This is a genomic window from Rhizobium sp. SVR5-2C (genome assembly GCF_056755115.1).
Map to the genome: position 1 here is coordinate 51,645 of NZ_JBNDHT010000016.1, position 17,021 is coordinate 68,665.

At 58.3% G+C, this 17,021-nt stretch carries 13 protein-coding genes and 2 pseudogenes; 13 read left to right on the top strand and 2 right to left on the bottom strand.

Features of this window, described 5'->3' with window-relative positions:
• The first annotated feature begins 2 nt into the window (after positions 1-2).
• Positions 3-1,100, top strand: coding sequence for an ABC transporter ATP-binding protein (locus ACPYOI_RS07120; RefSeq protein WP_481422717.1), 1,098 nt, complete (start codon positions 3-5; stop codon positions 1,098-1,100).
• A gap of 350 nt (positions 1,101-1,450) precedes the next feature.
• On the opposite strand, the gene ACPYOI_RS07125 is transcribed toward ACPYOI_RS07120, so the two are convergent.
• A complete protein-coding gene (locus tag ACPYOI_RS07125; protein WP_481422718.1) occupies positions 1,451-1,654 on the bottom strand; it encodes a cold-shock protein in 204 nt (67 codons plus the stop codon).
• A gap of 750 nt (positions 1,655-2,404) precedes the next feature.
• Here ACPYOI_RS07125 and ACPYOI_RS07130 point away from each other — a divergent pair.
• The 10 genes and pseudogenes from ACPYOI_RS07130 to ACPYOI_RS07175 all read left to right on the top strand — a co-directional run bounded on the left by ACPYOI_RS07130 (position 2,405) and on the right by ACPYOI_RS07175 (position 12,639).
• Complete coding sequence (locus tag ACPYOI_RS07130) at positions 2,405-3,160, top strand: SDR family oxidoreductase (RefSeq protein ID WP_481422719.1); 756 nt, start codon at positions 2,405-2,407, stop codon at positions 3,158-3,160.
• A gap of 287 nt (positions 3,161-3,447) precedes the next feature.
• Positions 3,448-5,002: pseudogene (locus ACPYOI_RS07135) on the top strand (ISL3 family transposase).
• A 568-nt stretch (positions 5,003-5,570) separates the two neighbouring features.
• On the top strand, positions 5,571-7,160 hold the full coding sequence (locus ACPYOI_RS07140) for a sugar ABC transporter ATP-binding protein (RefSeq protein ID WP_481422720.1): 1,590 nt from the start codon (positions 5,571-5,573) through the stop codon (positions 7,158-7,160).
• Positions 7,161-7,219: 59 nt separating this feature from the next.
• A complete protein-coding gene (locus ACPYOI_RS07145) occupies positions 7,220-8,152 on the top strand; it encodes an ABC transporter permease (protein WP_481422728.1) in 933 nt (310 codons plus the stop codon).
• 81 nt (positions 8,153-8,233) lie between these two features.
• A complete protein-coding gene (locus ACPYOI_RS07150) occupies positions 8,234-8,542 on the top strand; it encodes a putative quinol monooxygenase (RefSeq protein ID WP_481418897.1) in 309 nt (102 codons plus the stop codon).
• Positions 8,543-8,552: 10 nt separating this feature from the next.
• Positions 8,553-9,437 (top strand): alpha/beta fold hydrolase, encoded by an 885-nt coding sequence (locus ACPYOI_RS07155; protein ID WP_481422721.1) that lies wholly within the window; start codon positions 8,553-8,555, stop codon positions 9,435-9,437.
• 28 nt (positions 9,438-9,465) lie between these two features.
• A complete protein-coding gene (locus tag ACPYOI_RS07160) occupies positions 9,466-10,587 on the top strand; it encodes a substrate-binding domain-containing protein (protein WP_481422722.1) in 1,122 nt (373 codons plus the stop codon).
• Positions 10,588-10,609: 22 nt separating this feature from the next.
• Positions 10,610-11,605 (top strand): inositol 2-dehydrogenase, encoded by a 996-nt coding sequence (gene iolG / locus ACPYOI_RS07165; protein WP_481422723.1) that lies wholly within the window; start codon positions 10,610-10,612, stop codon positions 11,603-11,605.
• 18 nt (positions 11,606-11,623) lie between these two features.
• A complete protein-coding gene (locus tag ACPYOI_RS07170; protein WP_481418893.1) occupies positions 11,624-11,956 on the top strand; it encodes a MurR/RpiR family transcriptional regulator in 333 nt (110 codons plus the stop codon).
• A gap of 149 nt (positions 11,957-12,105) precedes the next feature.
• Positions 12,106-12,639: a TetR/AcrR family transcriptional regulator gene (locus ACPYOI_RS07175; protein WP_481422729.1), complete on the top strand. Its 534-nt coding sequence runs from the start codon at positions 12,106-12,108 to the stop codon at positions 12,637-12,639.
• Between the two features lie 153 nt (positions 12,640-12,792).
• Here ACPYOI_RS07175 and treY read toward each other — a convergent pair.
• Positions 12,793-15,328: pseudogene (gene treY / locus ACPYOI_RS07180) on the bottom strand (malto-oligosyltrehalose synthase).
• Positions 15,329-15,652: 324 nt separating this feature from the next.
• On the opposite strand from treY, the gene ACPYOI_RS07185 reads away from it, so the two are divergent.
• Both ACPYOI_RS07185 and ACPYOI_RS07190 read left to right on the top strand, forming a co-directional pair.
• Positions 15,653-16,429: an SDR family oxidoreductase gene (locus tag ACPYOI_RS07185; RefSeq protein WP_481418890.1), complete on the top strand. Its 777-nt coding sequence runs from the start codon at positions 15,653-15,655 to the stop codon at positions 16,427-16,429.
• A 32-nt stretch (positions 16,430-16,461) separates the two neighbouring features.
• Positions 16,462-17,021: alpha-amylase family glycosyl hydrolase (locus ACPYOI_RS07190; protein WP_481422724.1), on the top strand; the 560-nt coding region annotated here is incomplete at its 3' end.

Here is a 17,021-nt window from a genome sequence, read left to right on the forward strand (position 1 = left end):
TCATGATTTCGCAAGACCACAACCATTCGCAGCCGGTGCATATCAGCCGCATCCGCAAATCATTCGGCGCCGTCAACGTGCTTCGCGATTTCTCGCTCGATATTGCCGCCGGCGAGTTCGTCACCTTCCTTGGGCCGAGCGGTTGCGGAAAATCGACGACGCTGAAGATCCTCTCGGGATTGATGCCGCAGGATGCGGGCGAAATCCGCTTCGGGGACAGGCGCATCGACCTGCTGCCGGCGAACAAGCGCAATATCGGGCTGGTCTTCCAGAATTACGCACTCTTTCCCCATATGACGGTCGCCGAGAACGTTGCTTTCGGCTTACGCATGCGCAGCTGGAGCAATGCAGACAAAAAAAACCGGGTCGACGAGCTCCTCGCTCTCGTTCGCCTCGAAAAGCTTGCCGACCGGCGCCCGGAACAACTGAGTGGTGGTCAGCAACAGCGTGTCGCTGTCGCCCGTGCCCTTGCGTTCAAGCCTGATCTCGTCCTGCTCGATGAACCGCTGTCAAACCTGGACGCCAAGCTGCGCGAACAGGTGCGCATCGACCTTCGGGATATCCAGCGCAAGGCTGGGCAGACGACCGTGTTCGTGACGCACGACCAAGTGGAAGCACTGGTCATGAGTGATCGGATCGTGCTGATGAACGCTGGCCAGATCGATCAGGTCGGTACGCCTGTCGATCTCTATACAACACCCGCAACGGAATTCGGTGCGCGTTTCGTTGGCGCCAACAACCTCCTGAAGGCCACGATCACTGGCATCGACAGCGATCCGCACGCGCATGTGGAAGGAGCCGGATTGTCGATCTGGTTGCCGACAGTGTCTCCGTTGGTCACTGGACCGGATATCTGGTGCTGCGTTCGCCCTGAGCATGTCGCAATTCGACCGCCTGCGGAGACAGGGCCGCAAAGCGGTATTCTAGCCCGGGTGACCGACAAGATTTACCAGGGAACGACAATACTACTGGACATCGAAATCCCCGGCGTGGAACGGATGCGGGCTGAGCGGCCGACATCCGAGGCGAATCGTATCGATATCGGCCAGAGCGTGAGTGTCGTCTTCGAGCAGGCGCACGCTGTGCCCCGTACACCTTGAGGGGGCTCGCCGGTCGATCCGGATCAGCAGACGAAAGCCGGTCGAAACATCTGTAGGTACTGTGTCGGCTCGACGCTGGCGCGTTCACCGAATGGGAATGGTCGCGATCGGAATAGCGTGTTCGTTAGTTCAGATTTCTTCAAGAGCAGGGGGTGCTCACTCGAGCGATGTTGCTTGGCGATAGATGGAATCGGCTCACACTGCGTCACGCAGTAAGTGAGGATCGCGGGCCATGACGCTGTCCTACACCCGAAAAGGCTGCTCACAGATCTCGGCGCCATCAAGTCGGTCTGCAACGACATCGTGATGCTGAGCCCAGCCTGCCTTAGGCAGGCTGGGAAATCCACTAGTCAGAGGACCGAGACGTTCTCCGCCTTCGATTTTCCGGTCTTGCGGTCCTGTCCGATCTCGAAGCTGACCTTATCGCCTTCGCGGAGGGAACCGCCGCGTTGCAAAGCAGACACGTGAACAAATACATCTTGTTCACCACTATCAGGCGTTATGAAGCCGAAGCCCTTGTCGTCGTTGAAAAATTTGACCGTACCCGTTGGCATGAGAAATCTATTCCCTGTGTCGTTTGTCCAAATTTCGCAGCGGAAGCTACAGCGCCAACGCTCGTTGATCAACAGTGAGCATGCAGGTGGCCGCTTTGTGGCGAACTGCGATGGTGCTCATGATCAATTCCGGTGAGCTTGCTGGCGCCGAAGAATGGATTTTCGTCATGCCCGGGACATCATCTATACCGTTATCGCAACTGGCCCACTGGCGTCCATTCGTGGCGACGAACTCGCATCACTGATCACGCAGTTTGCCATCGGCATTGACCCATTTCGCCCACACAAGCGTCGCCGTGCGGAAGCGTGCTGGAACTGTTGCTACGCAAAACAGTTTGTTTAGTTCGGGTCGCGAGGGAGGAGCCTTCGCGATCCAACACTGCAGTTAATTCCGCCAGTTGTTTTTCGGCGAATGCTCCGGCGCGATCAGCTGTTCGCACTTTGCCTCCGGCGCGCCATAGCAGCCGTCTGGAGTTCAATGAGGATCTGCCGGTCCAGGATCCGTATCTCCGTCCCCACTTTATCACGTGCCTGCCTCGAACAGCTGCTTGAACTGAGTGAAGATGTTCGGACCTACCCACAAGTTAAGCAAGGGCAACAAACAGACCGAGGATGCGTGGTACAAATACTCGGTTCCGTCGAAGGGTTTGTTGCGCTTCTGTTATTCTCCATGACCGCGAGAAGCGCTTGCATAGTTGTGGACCGAAGATTACATAATGACGCGATCACCCCTTACAAGAGAGAGAAGATATGGCTATTGAAAGAGAACTACCGCTGGCTGGCAAAGTCGCGATTGTCACGGGCGGCGCGCGAGGCATCGGCGCGGCCATCGTAAAGCGACTGGCGCGCGACGGCGCGTCCGTGGCATTTACCTATGCGTCTTCCGAGAGTGTCGCGACAGAGCTGGTCAATGAGATTGCTGCCGGGGGCGGCAAGGCTATGGCAATCAAGTCGGATGCCGCCGATGCCACTGCGGTACAGCATGCCATCGGCCTCACAGTCGAGGTGTTCGGTCGACTGGACATACTGGTCAACAATGCTGGTGTTCTTCATTGGTCGGCTTTTGAGACCTTCAAGCTCGAGGATTTCGACCGTACACTGGCTGTCAATGTTCGTTCGGTCTTCGTGGCATCCCAGGCGGCATCGGCCCACATGGGCGAGGGCGGTCGCATCATCAACATCGGTAGCTGCAACGCCGATCGCGTTCCCAGCGCTGGCGGCGGCGTCTATGCGATGAGCAAGTCGGCTCTGGTGGGGCTATCGGCTGGGATGGCGCGTGACCTCGGCCCTAAGGGCATCACGGTCAACAACGTGCAACCTGGCCCGACGGACACCGACATGAACCCCGAGAAGGGCGACCACGCGCCGGGCCTTCACGATATCATGGCGATCCGACGTCATGCTCGGCCAGAGGAGATTGCTGGGATGGTCGCCTATCTTGCTGGACCGGAAGCTGGAATGGTGACCGGCGCGAACCTGCGCATTGACGGCGGCTTTGCGGCGTAGCAATTGGGAGATTGGCGCGAATCCGGTGAGCGATGTTCGCGCCTCCGCCAACGCTGGCGATTCTGTTACATCCTGAGGACAGCATGCCAGTTATAGAAATCCACTATATTACCTCACTGCTAGCCGCCGGTACGATCAGCGCTATCAGCATTGACACAAGTATTTTCGACGAAAAAAAGTATCAATTGCAGGCGACCCCCTTGAGCTTGCTTGCAGGTTTGGCTCTGACTCAGAACTGCTGCTGTTGCGGGCGACGCTTTGGCTGATTCATCGGAGGATATCAGCATATGCAGCATCGATTCCGGCGCGCGAGCCTCGCGCCTAACGGCTTTGCAGTAGACGACGTGAAGATTGCCGCGGAGAGCGTGCAAATTCGGCTGCGATCGCGCCGCCCTTCGGGAACTTGTCCAGACTGCGGACGGCCAAGCGAGAGAGTTCAAAGTCGATATATGCGGCGACCCGCTGACCTACCCCTCAGCGGCCGGCGCGTGGAACTGACGATCGTGGCACGTCGGTTCTAGTGTGATGCCGTCCTGTGCGGCCGGCGTATTTTCTGCGAGCAGTTTGGTGACGGCGTATTAGCTCGTTATAGTCGGCGGACCCAACGGCTGGAGACAATCGTCCACCACCTCGGTTTGGCGCTCGGCGGCAGACCGGCCGGCCTTTGCCAATCGTCTCATGATGCCGGTGAGCAACGACATACTCTTGCGGGTGGTTCGCCGACGTATTGCCGATCAGAACGATGAGCTCACCGTCATAGGCATTGATGATTTTGCCTTGAGACGCGGCCAGACCTACGGAACAATTGTTTGCGACCTGGAGCGGCGGAGGCCTGTCACGCTATTGCCGGATCGTGCGTTGGATACGTCTCGGTCATGGCTTGCCGAACACCAGTCGATATCGATCGTCGCGCGCGATCGGGGCGGCGGCTATGGTGAGGCCATCGCGAAGGCCCTGCCTGATGCTGAGCAGGTCGCCGACCGATGGCACCTGATGGAGAATTCCAGCCGGGCATTTCTCGATGCTGTCGGCAAGTCGATGCGCCAGATCAAGCAGGCGGTCGGCAGCAATGTTGTTGATCCCAAGCTCCTGACTTACGCGGAAAGGCTGCAATACGATGGATATTTGCGCCGCCAGGAGACGAATGAGGCGATCCGGGAACTGTCGAAGAAAGGAATCGCAATTCGGCAGATTGTCCGGCAAACCGGCCATAGCCGGAAGCTAGTCCGTGACGTCTTGAGGGGTCAGCGCCTCGATGTTTTCCGAACGCGGCCCAGCTCGTTGGAGAGCTGGCTGCCGTGGCTCAATAGGCGCTGGGAGGAAGGGGCTCGAAACGCCTTGGCGCTCTGGCGCGAGATGAAAGCGAAGGGTTTCCCCGGACAGAGCGGTGTCATCTCGCAATGGGCTCAACGGCAACGTCTCGCGGAGAAAGCCAATCAAAGCGGCCTTGCGCGAACGCCATCGGCACGGGTGATCGCCCGGCTGATGACCACCGCACGCGATGACTTGGCGAAATCCGAGGCGATCCTGGTGGCGGCAATTGAAGTGAGCGTTCCGGAGTTGGTCGTCGCCCGCAAAACCATTGGCGACTTCCAATCCATGATGCGCTCGAAGACAGCGCATAGGCTCAATGGCTAACTTGAGGGAGCCACGAACAGCCTGGTTGGATCTTTCGCTGGCGGAGTCGAAAAGGATATCGACGCAGTCAGAAACGCCATAGTCTCCCCTTGGTCTAATGGGCAGACCGAAGGTCAGATCACGCGCCTGAAACTCATCAAGCGCCAGATGTACGGACGTGCAAAACTCGATCTTCTACAGGCGCGATTGATCGGCGCGAGCTAAGAGTTCCACTTCAGCAAAACTGCGTCAGAGCCAAATTCGAACCCTAGCTAAGCTCCGGATTCTGCGGGCGAATCGATCGGGCAGATGCTCCAACTATACTAAGAATCAGACGATTCTTCCTAAAATTCCGACACGGATTAGTTCGAAATTCGAAATATCTATCGACTTCAAATTTTGTCGACGACTGGAGACAGAAAGGCCGTCCTCTGCCGCTCCGCATGCAAAACGCGCTGCCCGCTAAGCTCGTAATGCGATGGCCGTGGCATCCGAAATCATTTCGAGTTTCGAAGCAATTTCGTCTGGCTCTCCAACCCTCTCCGCTTGTTTTTCCCAGGGCGCAATACAACCATTCTGTCTCGGACTTGGCGTTAAACACGATTCTCTGACGAGATTGATTCAAAGTAGTTGATTAGCCCGCTGTAACTAAAAGAACTTTAGGCCCGGCGCATGTGAAAGCAAAAACTCAACATCGTGGTGCTTGCAAAATTGTGGACCGAGTGTTACCTAATTTTGGAATGAACTAACCGGCGAGGAGAATTCCGGAATGTTTGTTCCAAGGGAGGTTTCGATGTCCAAAGAATTTGAAGATCGTGCAAAGCCTCAAGGCGAAGTTGCTGTTCGCTTGACGAATGTCACCAAGTCATACGGTGGCATCAAGGCGCTGCGCGACGTTTCGTTCGAGGTCAAGTCTGGCGAAATTCGTGCTCTGCTTGGCGAAAACGGCGCTGGCAAATCGACTGTTCTCAAGGTGTTGTGCGGTGTCGTCGCTTGTGACGATGGCTCCATCGAAGTCGGTGGGAAACCGGCCGGAAATTTGAATCCGGTTACAGCCCGCGACCTCGGGGTTGCGATGATTTTTCAAGACGGCAGCCTAGTCCCGAATATGACGGTTGCTCAGAATATTTTTCTCACGCGGGAGAAGCGGGACCGTTTCGGTATGGTAGACGACCGCTCCGCGGAACGCGAAGCGGGCGACTTGTTTCGTCAGTTGGGCGTCGAGGTTGATCCATCGCTTCCGGTGTCTTTCCTGAGCGCAGGCCAGCGTCAGCTCACCGAGATCGTCAAGGCGGTCGCGAAAAAAGCCCGGGTTCTGATTCTTGACGAGCCCAGTACTGCCCTTACCGATCACGAGATCGAACACCTTTTCAATTTTCTACGCCGCCTAAAAGCCGAAGGTGTCGCAATCATCTACGTTTCCCACCGGATGGCGGAGATATTCAGAATTGCAGACTCCGCAACCATTCTCCGCGATGGTGAGCTCGTCCAGACGACCGAAATCGCCGGGATGACGATGGAGGAAATGATCGAGAAGATCGTCGGGCGGAAGGGCCGGGGTCTCTTCGATGTGCCCAAGGAAACAGGACATCTCGGTGAGGTTCTTTTGGAGATGCGCTCCGTTTCGACATCCAAACTGAAGGATGTGAACCTACAGGTTCGCGCTGGGGAGGTCGTCGGTATCGCAGGATTGACCGCAAGTGGTCGAAGTGCTCTTGCTCGGGCACTCTTTGGTATCGAAGCCGTACGCAGCGGCGAAATAGTTATCGACGGGAAGTCATTCTCGAAACTCTATCCAGATACCGCGATCGAAAACGGATTGATGCTTGTGCCCGAGGATCGCCTTCTGCAAGGCGTTTTCCCTAACCACAGCATATCCGATAACATCACTCTCCCATCTATTTCGACATTGACCCGCTGGTCGTGGCTTCCGTCATCCTCGGTCACGCGCATCGCCAAGGAGCAGGCGGCTAGCCTGCGCATCAAGGCATCTGACCTCGACGCGCCGATCCGTACCCTTTCAGGCGGCAATCAACAAAAAGCTGTGCTGGCAAAGTGGCTTGCGCTTGGTCCCCGCATTCTGGTCCTCGACGAGCCCACGGCGGGCATCGATATCGGCAGCAAAACCGAAATCGTGACGCTGTTGAGGGCTCTCGCGTCGGCCGGCCGCGCAGTGCTGGTGATCTCTTCTGAAATTCCCGAACTCCTCGCCGTGTCCGACCGCATCGTGATCATGCACGAGGGACGCTTAGTGAAGAGTGTTGACCGTGCAAGCCTCCGTCCCGGCGACGAAGCCGACGACGCGGCGCAGGTCGAATTCGCAGAGCGGAAACTGAACGGTCTAATCCAAGAAGCCGCGCAGGCGGCGGAGGTGCTCCAATGAGTCTGATTTCTCAACCCGACAATATCCAGGTCACTGGCCATTCCAATGGAGCATTTTCGATGTTCAAATCCCGATGGCGCGAAAACATCATCTACATCGCGCTGGTCGTCGTCTTCGTGATATTCGCGTTCACGCTCGGCGATCGCGGTTTCCTTGGCACCAACAATCTGCTCAACATCGTTCGTCAGAGCGCCATCATCGCGATTGTTGCAACGGCCATGGTGTTCGTTCTCGCCGCCGGCGAAATTGACCTGTCGGTAGGTGCGGTCGCTGGATTGGTATCGGTCGTCGCCGCCATGGTCATCGCAACTCACGGACCGTTCATCGGCGTTTCCGCCGCGCTCGCCACGGGGCTCGTGGTCGGTGCAGTCAACGGCCTTCTTACCACGCGCATTGGCGTGCCGTCGTTCCTCACGACGTTGGCAATGATGGGTGTTGCGAAGGGCGTTTCGATGTGGATCAGCAACACCGCCGCCGTGCCTATCCTCGACGACGGATTCAATTTCTGGTTCGGCGGTGGCGACCTCGGTTCGGTTCCGGTTCTGCTTCCATGGATGTTGCTCGCCACAATCGTTGGCCACGTCCTGCTACGCAAGACGGGATTTGGTCGGCGTGTTCTCGCGACCGGGGGAAATCCAGTTGCGGCACGATATACAGGCGTCAATACCGCGAACATCAAGTTCAAGGTTCTGATGATGACCGCCTTGGCTGCATCTGTGGCTGGCCTCCTATATGCGGGTCGTCTCGAGTCCGGCCGCTATCAGCTGGGTGAAGGCGACGAATTGTCCGTCATTGCGGCCGCCGTCCTTGGAGGCAACAGTCTCTTCGGGGGCAATGGGGCGGTGCTCGGCGCGGTGTGCGGGGCCTTGCTCATCGGCATCATCAACAACGGCCTCCTGCTTATGGGGCTGGACTACAGTCAACAGTTGATCGTCCGCGGGATCATCATCGTTCTCGCCGTCGCACTCAGCCAGGTCAAGAAAACGGCCTAGCCTAGAACCCTAAAAACAATCGCCTTGTAACGCGGGCTTGCCCGCGGACGGGAAAGCCATCTCGAAAAAAGGAGAAGCCCAATGGCTCGACAGCTCACAGTCATCGCAATCATGAAGGCAAAAAAGGGAGCCGAAGAGGAACTCGGAAATCGCCTCAAGGCTCTGGTCGAGCCAAGCCGGAGTGAGGCTGGCTGCATCAATTACGATTGCCATCAGGACCAGGAAAATCCCGGCGAATGGGTGATGTACGAAAACTGGAAGGACCGGTCGGATCTCGATCATCACTTCACGATGCCGTACCACGTCAAGTTCATTGCCGATCTTCCGGATCTGATCGAGGGCGAAATCGAGATGCACTACCTCGATATGCGCTCGCAGTTCGCACGCTGAGGAGGCGGAGATGGATAACCTCATTCTCGACCATCAGGGCAAACCCGCCACCCATCACCGCGCCACGGTGAACGGCGTCAGGCTTCACTACGTTACCGCAGGCAGCGGTCCGGCACTCCTCCTCGTCCACGGCGTGCCAAAGACGTCGTTCTATTGGCACCTGATCTTTCCGTTGTTGACCGAGCACTTCACGGTGGTCGCGCCAGATGTCCGCGGGTTTGGAGATTCCGATAAGCCCAAGGACGGCTACGACATGGAAACGGTCGCGGCTGATCTCGCAGAGCTAATGACCCAGCTTAGCCACGAGAAGTTCTACCTGCACGGTGAAGACTGGGGAGCTGCGTTCGCATACGCGGTCGCCGCCCTCAATCGCGACCGCGTGATGAAGTTCTCCTTTGCCGAGAAGCTTTTGCCGGGCTTCGGTCTCGAAGACTGGTCGCATCTGACGCTGGAGAACGTCAAGGCGCGGCACTGGCTATGGCATGTGAGCTTCTTCCATGTTCCTGACGTTCCGGAATACCTGATCCAGGGCAAGGAGCGCGAGTTCTGGTCGACGTGGATGAAGGCGGAGACCTACGACCCCCATGCGATCTCCGAGGTCGCCGTCAACGAGTTCGTACGTTGCTGCACAGGTCCGGGCGGGCTGCGGCCCATCTTCGAAGTCTACCGCCAGACGTTCAAGAACCAGGCGTTCACCAAGGCTCAGGCGGCCGACAAGCTCAAGATGCCGCTCCTCGTAATCGGTGCGGAGCACTTTACGGGCGACTTCGGTCAGAAGCAGGCACGGCTGTTCGCGGAGGACGTGACAGGCGAGCTCTACGATTGCGGTCATAGCCTCGCCCTGGAGCGGCCGGAGATGCTGGCCGACAGCCTGCGGAACTTCTTCACCAAGTAAGTCCATCGATTCAACACGGGAGGAAACCATGAATCGACGCTTTTTCCTGCAGGTCAGCGCGGCTGCCCTGATCGCATGCACCACGGCAACGCAGTTGCTGGCGGCGGAAGCCGACGTCCAGAAAATGCTCGACGACCTCGCGTCCGGAAAGGTTCAAAGCCTTGGTCCGCACGGTGAAGCGCCGAGCTCGGCCGACGGCATCCAGCTGTCGGACGATGAACTGACGAAAATCAAGGCGATGAACGCCACGGCGGCCGTCGTTCTGCACTACCGCAACGACTGGGCGGTCGCGCAAATCGCGGGCCTCACGGACCAGTTCGCAAAGATGGGCATCAAGATCGTGTCGGTGACCGACGCGAACTTCAAACCCGAAAAGCAGGTCGCGGATATCGAAACCGTTCTTGCCCTGAAGCCATCGATCATCGTGTCCATTCCGGTCGATCCGGTTGCAACGGCCGGAGCCTTCAAGAAAGCCGCCGACGCAGGCGTGAAGATCGTCTTCATGGACAACGTCCCTCAGGGGATGAAAATCGGCAAGGACTACGTCAGCACGGTATCTTCGGACAACTATGGTAACGGCGTTGCCTCCGCGCTCCTGATGGCAAAGGCGATCGAAGAAGAGGGCGAAGTCGGTATCGTTTATCTGGCCGGCGACTTCTTCGTGACCAAGCAGCGCTACGAGGCCTTCAAGAAGACAATCGGTCAGTTCCCCAAGGTGAAGGTCGTCGCGGAGCAGGGGATCGATGGCACCGACCTTATCGGCAATGCGGAAAAGGCCGCGAGCGCAATCCTCGCGGCCAACCCCAACGTGAAGGCAATCTGGGCCGTCTGGGAGGCTCCGGCTGACGGAGTGATGTCGGCGGCCCGCACCGCAGGCCGTAAGGACCTCATCATTACCACGATCGATCTGGGCCTTAACGCCTGCCTGAGCCTCGCGAAGGGTACGTTCGTCAAGGGTATCGGCGCTCAGCGGCCCTACCAGCAGGGCGTCACCGAAGCGCTTCTCGCCGGCTATGGCCTGCTCGACAAGAAGGCCCCGGAATACGTGGTGTTGCCGCCGCTCGCTGTCACCAGGGACAATCTCCTTGAATCGTGGAAGCTCACCTACCATTCGGAGCCGCCGGCGAGCCTGGTCGACGCTCTGAACTAAACTAAAAGCAAGGGATAGGAAAATGCTGAGAGTAGCAGTTTTAGGTACTGGCCGGATCGGCCAGATTCATGCCGCCAACGTGGCGGCCAGCCCGCGGGCGGAGCTTATCGTCGCAGCGGATCCGGTCGAGGCCGCTGCCTCGTCGACGGCGGAGAAGCTTAGCTGCGAATACAGTACCGATCCCTATGCCGCGATCGGTCGGAGCGACATCGATGCAGTAGTCATCGGCACTCCGACCGACACCCACGTTCCGCTGACCCTGGCGGCTCTGGCCGCCGGGAAGGCGGTCCTATGCGAGAAGCCGCTGGACCTCGATCAGGATAAGGCCAACGCGGCGATCGTCGAAATCGAGAAGTCCGGTAAGCCATTCATGCTCGCCTTCAACCGTCGCTTCGATCCGAGCGCCAGTGAAATCAAACGGGCTATCGAGGCCGGCGAGATTGGTGACGTCCGACAAGTCATCATCACGAGCCGCGATCCTTCACCGCCGCCTGCGGAATACATCCAGCGGTCAGGCGGAATTTTTCGCGACATGCTTATCCACGACTTCGACATGGCGAGATGGCTGCTTGGTGAAGACCCTGTCGAAGTCTTCGCTGTCGGCAATTGCCTTGTCGACGCAAAAATCTCCGATTTCAGCGACTTCGACACGACGATGGTCGTCATGCGTACCGCCTCTGGAAAGCAGTGCCACATAAACACCTGCCGTCATGCATCCTACGGTCACGACCAGCGGATCGAGGTCTTCGGTTCAAACGGCATGCTCCAGAACGGTCATGTGCGGCCCCACACGGTTCACCGCTTCACTAACGGCACGACAGACGCACAGGCACCACTGCTTCATTTCTTCTTGGGGAGATACAAGCAGGCATATGAACTGGAACTTGATGCGTTTCTAAGGGCGGTCGAAGCTGGGACGGCGATGCCCGTAGGTGCGGACGATGGCCGTAAAGCGCTCGCCCTCGCAGAGGCCGCCCTCAAGTCGATAGAAACTCAATCCGGCGTCTCTGTCGGCTAAAACTGACGGAGCTGGAACGTGGGCCGAACCAGGCAGGGACATCCGACTGAAAGCTCAGTCCACCAAAATAGTGACTATCCGGCGTCGTTGCCGGATAGTCTCGACGACCTCAAAGCCATTGTGACGTCTCGTCGCGTCGATTTCCCCGAACGTTTGCGTGAGATTGGAATATTCGCATTCCAGCAACCGCACCAAATGGCATTTCTGTCGATCCGAGATATCGCCAAGGCTACGCATACAAGCTCGTCGTCGGTTCATCGTTTTGCCAAGACCTTGGGCTTCGAGGATTACGGAGCATTGCGGAAAGTTTTTCAGAAGCATATCGCCGCCGCTGGCCGCCACAACAACTAGAGGAAGAGCGCTTTCACCTTAATCTTGCCAATGGGCTCAGATGGCACTAAATATGGAACATACGTTACACAATTCGCCTCACTGGGAAGCTTTGTACGACGATGGCCAGACCAAGAGAATTCGCCGAGACAGACGTCCTACAGAAGGCCATGATGGTATTCTGGCAAAAGGGCTATGAGGGTGCGTCGATCTACGACCTGATGGCCGCGACAGGCCTCAAGAAGTCCAGCATTTACAAAGCTTTCAACAGTAAGGAACACCTCTTCTGGAAGGCGAATGAGCTTTATAAGAAGGACCACCTCGGTTTCATCGAAGAGGCGCTCAAGCTTTCGAAACCGCGGGACATCGCTATGGCCATGCTGATTGGCGAGGCCGACATGCATACCGATCCGGTCCATCCCCCTGGCTGCTTCGAAACGAACGGCGCGCTCGCTTGCTCTGACGAGACGCAAGAATTGCAGCGTGCGCTGGTGGAGAGCCGCTTCAATTTTCAGCGGCGACTTGCGAAGACATTTCGTATGACGTCCGAAAATGGGCCCATGCTGCCGAACGCCACTCCTGAGGAGGCGGCAAGCTTCGTGTTCACGCTTATACAAGGTATGGCCGTTCAGGCGAAAGCTGGACTGTCGCGCGCTGAACTGCACAAGTTCGTGGCGCTGACGATGATGGCTTGGCCGGAATAGGGGGGACCATCGCCATTTACACACTGGCTGCCTCATTAAGCCCTGTCCAGCCGTTGATGCCGGTCTCAGGCCGAACGCTGGCGCTATTCGATACCCTGCGATCACCCGGATTGAGATTTGCGGTTTCGGGTAGCGCGGCAGCCGTTGCGCCCTTTAAATTGCTCTCAAGATGACGAATGGCCGGGTTGACGCCCCGTCTTCAACGGCGAGGCCGCCGCCACCAATTTCGACACGGCGCTTCGAGATCACTTCTTCAAAACCACGGTTTTGGAGCACGTCCGGGAACGTGAGACTCAATGAGTGCCAATAGTTGGATGACGAGGCATTGCCGTCGCTGAAGGACAGCCGCCGAACTATGACAATGACCGCGTTTTTCGCATCCGCACGTGCGAACGCAATGAAACTCTCGCATCCTTCACCGCTTGCCACCAACGGAATGTACTCGCCGCTACGAAACAGGCTAGGCAGTTCCTGCCGAAGCCGAAGGAGGGCGGCGATGACATGTTGCTTCAGCCGGCCCGTCTGCCATTCCTCTTCGTCGTCGGAGGTTAGCTTCCCCTTTTCCGACAGGCGTTCCTGCAGGCGATCAAAATCGGGCTCGCGGCGGTTGTCGGGATCGACGAGGCTGAGGTCGAGACCCTCGCTGCCCTGATAGATATCCGGCACACCCGGCGCCGTCAGCTTGATGATCGTCTGGCTGAGGCTGTTGACCAGGCCTGTGCGGATGAAGGGCCGCAGCATGTTGGCGAAGTCCGCAAGGAAGGCCGAATTGCCCGGCGACAGAAGCCGGCGGGCGTAACCGAGCACCGCCGTCTCATAGGCGTGGTTAGAATCGCCCCAGTTGGTGCGGAGCTTCGCCTCTCGTATCGCCTTTTCCACGTAAGCGATGAAGCGTTCTTCAAGCGCCTTGAGACCCTCCTCATCTTCCGGATGAAGGTCCGTCGGCCAGACGCCGGCAAGCGCCTGATAGAGCATCCATTCCACGGCTGGTTCGGGAGCCGGACCGTCCTCGAGCGATTGCACCGTCTGCCGATTCATCTCCCGCCAGCGCTTGACGCCTTCCGCCCAAAGCTGGGGGACTTCGGTGATGGTATAGAGCCGCGCCCTTGCGTCCTCGCCGCGCTTGGTGTCGTGGGTGGAGGTGCCGGAGAGTGCATCCGGCTGGCGTTGAAGCCGCGTCTGCATTTCCCGGTGGAAGCGATCGACCGAGAACGCGCGCGGCAGCGGTTCGGCGCCGACCTCGTTCAGGGCGAGCGCCATGTGCTGGCGGAAGAACAGCGTGTCCTCCACCGACTTCGCCATCAGCGGGCCGGTCAGTTGCTGGAAGCGGGTGCGGAAGACGGAAGCCTGGCCCCGCGCCTGCTGTGCGACATCGCCGGAGAGAATGCGTTCGAGGAAGGCGAGCGCCTGTGGTTCCGGCGCATCCTGCCTCTGCCTTACGTGATCAATGACACGGACCAGCATCTCGCGGCCCTCCGGCGGCAGGCCGTCGCGCGTGCCGTAGGTGCGGTAGACGGGGAAGGAGACAAGCAATTCGCGGATTGCCTTTTTGATCAAGCTTTCAGAAAGGATTGATTCCCGGTCCTCCGCCTGGCCGATCCGCAGCGCAAGCTTCACAAGAGTGGCGAATTCGCCAGCGAAGTTGTTGTCCACCATCAGCAATTTCGCGTCGCGCAGTTCGGCCCGCATATCTACCGGATGGCCGGTCACATCCTGATAAGCCGCGCGCAGTTCATCCAGTTTCTCACCATCGACGAGCGCATCGCTGAGCGCGGCGATGAACTCGTAGCCCGTCGTGCCGGAGATCGGCCAGTCGGCGGGAACCTGCTCGCCCTCGCCGAGGATCTTCTCGACGGTGATGTAGCAATCCGGTCCCGCCTCCTGGCGCAGACGTTCCAGATAGGCTTTCGGATCGGCGAGGCCGTCGACATGATCGACGCGGAGGCCGTCGACCGCGCCGCTACGGACGAGTTCTAGGATGAGCCGGTGGGTATCATCGAAGACTGGGCCGTCCTCCACCCGCACGCCGGCAAGACCAGTGATCTCGAAGAAGCGCCGGTAGGATAACTCGTGCCGCGCATCCCGCCACGACATCAGTCGATAGGGTTGCTGGTCGTGGAGCTTGGCGATGGCCTCCTTGTCGGCCACCCCTAGCACTTCGGCCTCGCGGCCGGCATAGGTGGCCGGGCTCAGCGGATAGAAGGTCTCGTAATAAGCGAGCGCGGGCTTGCCCGTGTTCGGATCTGCCTTCACGGAAATATCGCCGGCCTCCAGCACCTTATCGAAGGTGTCGCCGAGGAAGGGCAGGGTCAACTTTCGGCTCCAGTCAATGTCGAAATGGCGGGCATAGCGGCTCTTCTCGCCATTTTCGACAACGTCACGCCACCAGGGATTTTCCAGCGAGGCTGCCATGTGGTTCGGCACGATATCAAGGATCAGGCCGAGCCCCTCCGCCTTCAATGCCTTTACCATGCGATCAAAACCCATCTCGGCCACCAATCGCCGGGTCAATCTCATTGGCGTCGGTCACATCGTATCCATGTGTCGAGCCCGACGTCGCGGTGAAGACGGGTGAGGCATAAAGGTGGCTGATGCCGAGTCGTTTCAGATAAGGCGCCAACGCGGCTGCGCGGTCGAAGGTCATGCCGTTGCGGAACTGAAGACGATAGGTGGCGACCGGAATGTTCATAGCTGATCCAGAGGGCGTGGCGGCGGTTGAGGACGATAACTATCGAAAGCTGCAAACTCGTCACCGGTAACCGAGACGGGCATCTTCAGACAACCCGTATCAACTTTGCCGGGCTCTTGTTGTTCCGCGCGGCTTTTCGAGAGGAGAGGCGGCATTAACTCACTCATCACCGAGCCCGTGCGATCCGACCTGCCCGGCCGAGCGGGAAGGTGCAGCGGGAACGCTCGCTCGATTGCGAATGTCGTACTGCAGCGTACAGACCTCCAATCTGTGGAACATCAAGCGAGGCCCGGGGTTTCAAGCGCGATCAACTTGGAGTGTGCAATGAAGCCAGCTGTAGCGCTTGTCACTGGAGCCGGATCCGGAATTGGAAAGGCGGCCGCTTTGGCCCTCGCCAGGGAGGGGTATAACATGGGTGTGCTCGGCCATACGCAGGAAGAGATCACTTCGACGGTTGAAGATATTTTAGCGGAGGGAGGCAAGGCAATTCCGCTTCTCGCCGACATATCTGATGAAGGGCAGATGGCGGAAGCTGTAAAGCAGCTCACCCATCAGTATGGTCGGCTTGACGCTGTGGTTGCCAATGCCGGGATCAACGGCGTCTGGGCACCAATCGATGACCTTAAGCTTTCGGAATGGAACGATACGATCTCCGTAAACTTGACGGGGACCTTCCTGACGATCCGTGCGACTGTGCCCGAATTGAAGCGTACCGGCGGCGGCTCCATCGTGGTTGTGTCCTCCATCAACGGGACTAGAACCTTCACCACCCCCGGGGCGACCGCTTACACCGCAACCAAAGCCGCGCAGGTCGCAATGGTGCAGCAGCTTGCCCTAGAGCTTGCGCGCCATCACATCCGCATCAACGCCGTTTGCCCGGGTGAGATCGACACCAACATCGAGGCCAACACCAGGCTCCGAAAAGAAGACGAGACTGTCATACCCGTTGTATGGCCTGAAGGCCAGGTGCCCATCACCGGAGGTCGGCCAGGTCGAAGCGAAGATGTGGCTGACGTAATCGTCTTCCTGGCGTCCGACAGGTCGCGTCATATCACTGGTTCCCCGATCTGGGTCGATGGTGGCCAAGGTCTGCTCCGCTAGCGGCAGGTAGCAAACGAAGGAAAGGTATTATTTTGATCGACTACACGTTTGGTCCCGTCGTATCGGAAGACGGCGTCGAGTTCCGGCTCTGGGCTCCCTTGGCGGAGAGTGTTTCGCTCAAAATTGACGGTCGCCAGCCGCAACCGATGCACCGAACCGATGACGGATGGCATCGTTGCCATGCTGCCGGCATCGGGCCGGGAAGCCTTTATATATTCGTGTTGCCAGACGGCTCCGAGGTACCGGATCCGGGCTCGCGTCATCAGCCGCATGATGTCCACGGTTGTAGCGAAGTCGTCGATCTCAAATCATACAGGTGGAAAACCGAAGCCTGGTCGGGACGTCCCTGGGAAGAAAGCGTCATCTACGAAGTGCATATCGGCACATTCACCTCGCAAGGGACGTTTCGGGCGGCGATTGAGCAACTGGACCATCTGGCAGAGCTTGGCGTCACCGCGATCCAGATCATGCCGATCAGCGACTTTCCCGGCCGCTACAATTGGGGCTATGACGGCGTTCTGCCCTATGCACCGGACAGCAGCTATGGCCGACCTGCAGACCTTATGGCATTGATCGACTCGGCCCACGAGCG

Bases quoted from the DNA above. Each gene is read 5' to 3' on its own strand.
- ACPYOI_RS07120 (WP_481422717.1), top strand. From the start codon at position 3: ATGATTTCGCAAGACCACAACCATTCGCAGCCGGTGCATATCAGCCGC.
- ACPYOI_RS07125 (WP_481422718.1), bottom strand. From the start codon at position 1,654: ATGCCAACGGGTACGGTCAAATTTTTCAACGACGACAAGGGCTTCGGC.
- ACPYOI_RS07130 (WP_481422719.1), top strand. From the start codon at position 2,405: ATGGCTATTGAAAGAGAACTACCGCTGGCTGGCAAAGTCGCGATTGTC.
- ACPYOI_RS07140 (WP_481422720.1), top strand. From the start codon at position 5,571: ATGTCCAAAGAATTTGAAGATCGTGCAAAGCCTCAAGGCGAAGTTGCT.
- ACPYOI_RS07145 (WP_481422728.1), top strand. From the start codon at position 7,220: ATGTTCAAATCCCGATGGCGCGAAAACATCATCTACATCGCGCTGGTC.
- ACPYOI_RS07150 (WP_481418897.1), top strand. From the start codon at position 8,234: ATGGCTCGACAGCTCACAGTCATCGCAATCATGAAGGCAAAAAAGGGA.
- ACPYOI_RS07155 (WP_481422721.1), top strand. From the start codon at position 8,553: ATGGATAACCTCATTCTCGACCATCAGGGCAAACCCGCCACCCATCAC.
- ACPYOI_RS07160 (WP_481422722.1), top strand. From the start codon at position 9,466: ATGAATCGACGCTTTTTCCTGCAGGTCAGCGCGGCTGCCCTGATCGCA.
- iolG (WP_481422723.1), top strand. From the start codon at position 10,610: ATGCTGAGAGTAGCAGTTTTAGGTACTGGCCGGATCGGCCAGATTCAT.
- ACPYOI_RS07175 (WP_481422729.1), top strand. From the start codon at position 12,106: ATGATGGTATTCTGGCAAAAGGGCTATGAGGGTGCGTCGATCTACGAC.
- ACPYOI_RS07185 (WP_481418890.1), top strand. From the start codon at position 15,653: ATGAAGCCAGCTGTAGCGCTTGTCACTGGAGCCGGATCCGGAATTGGA.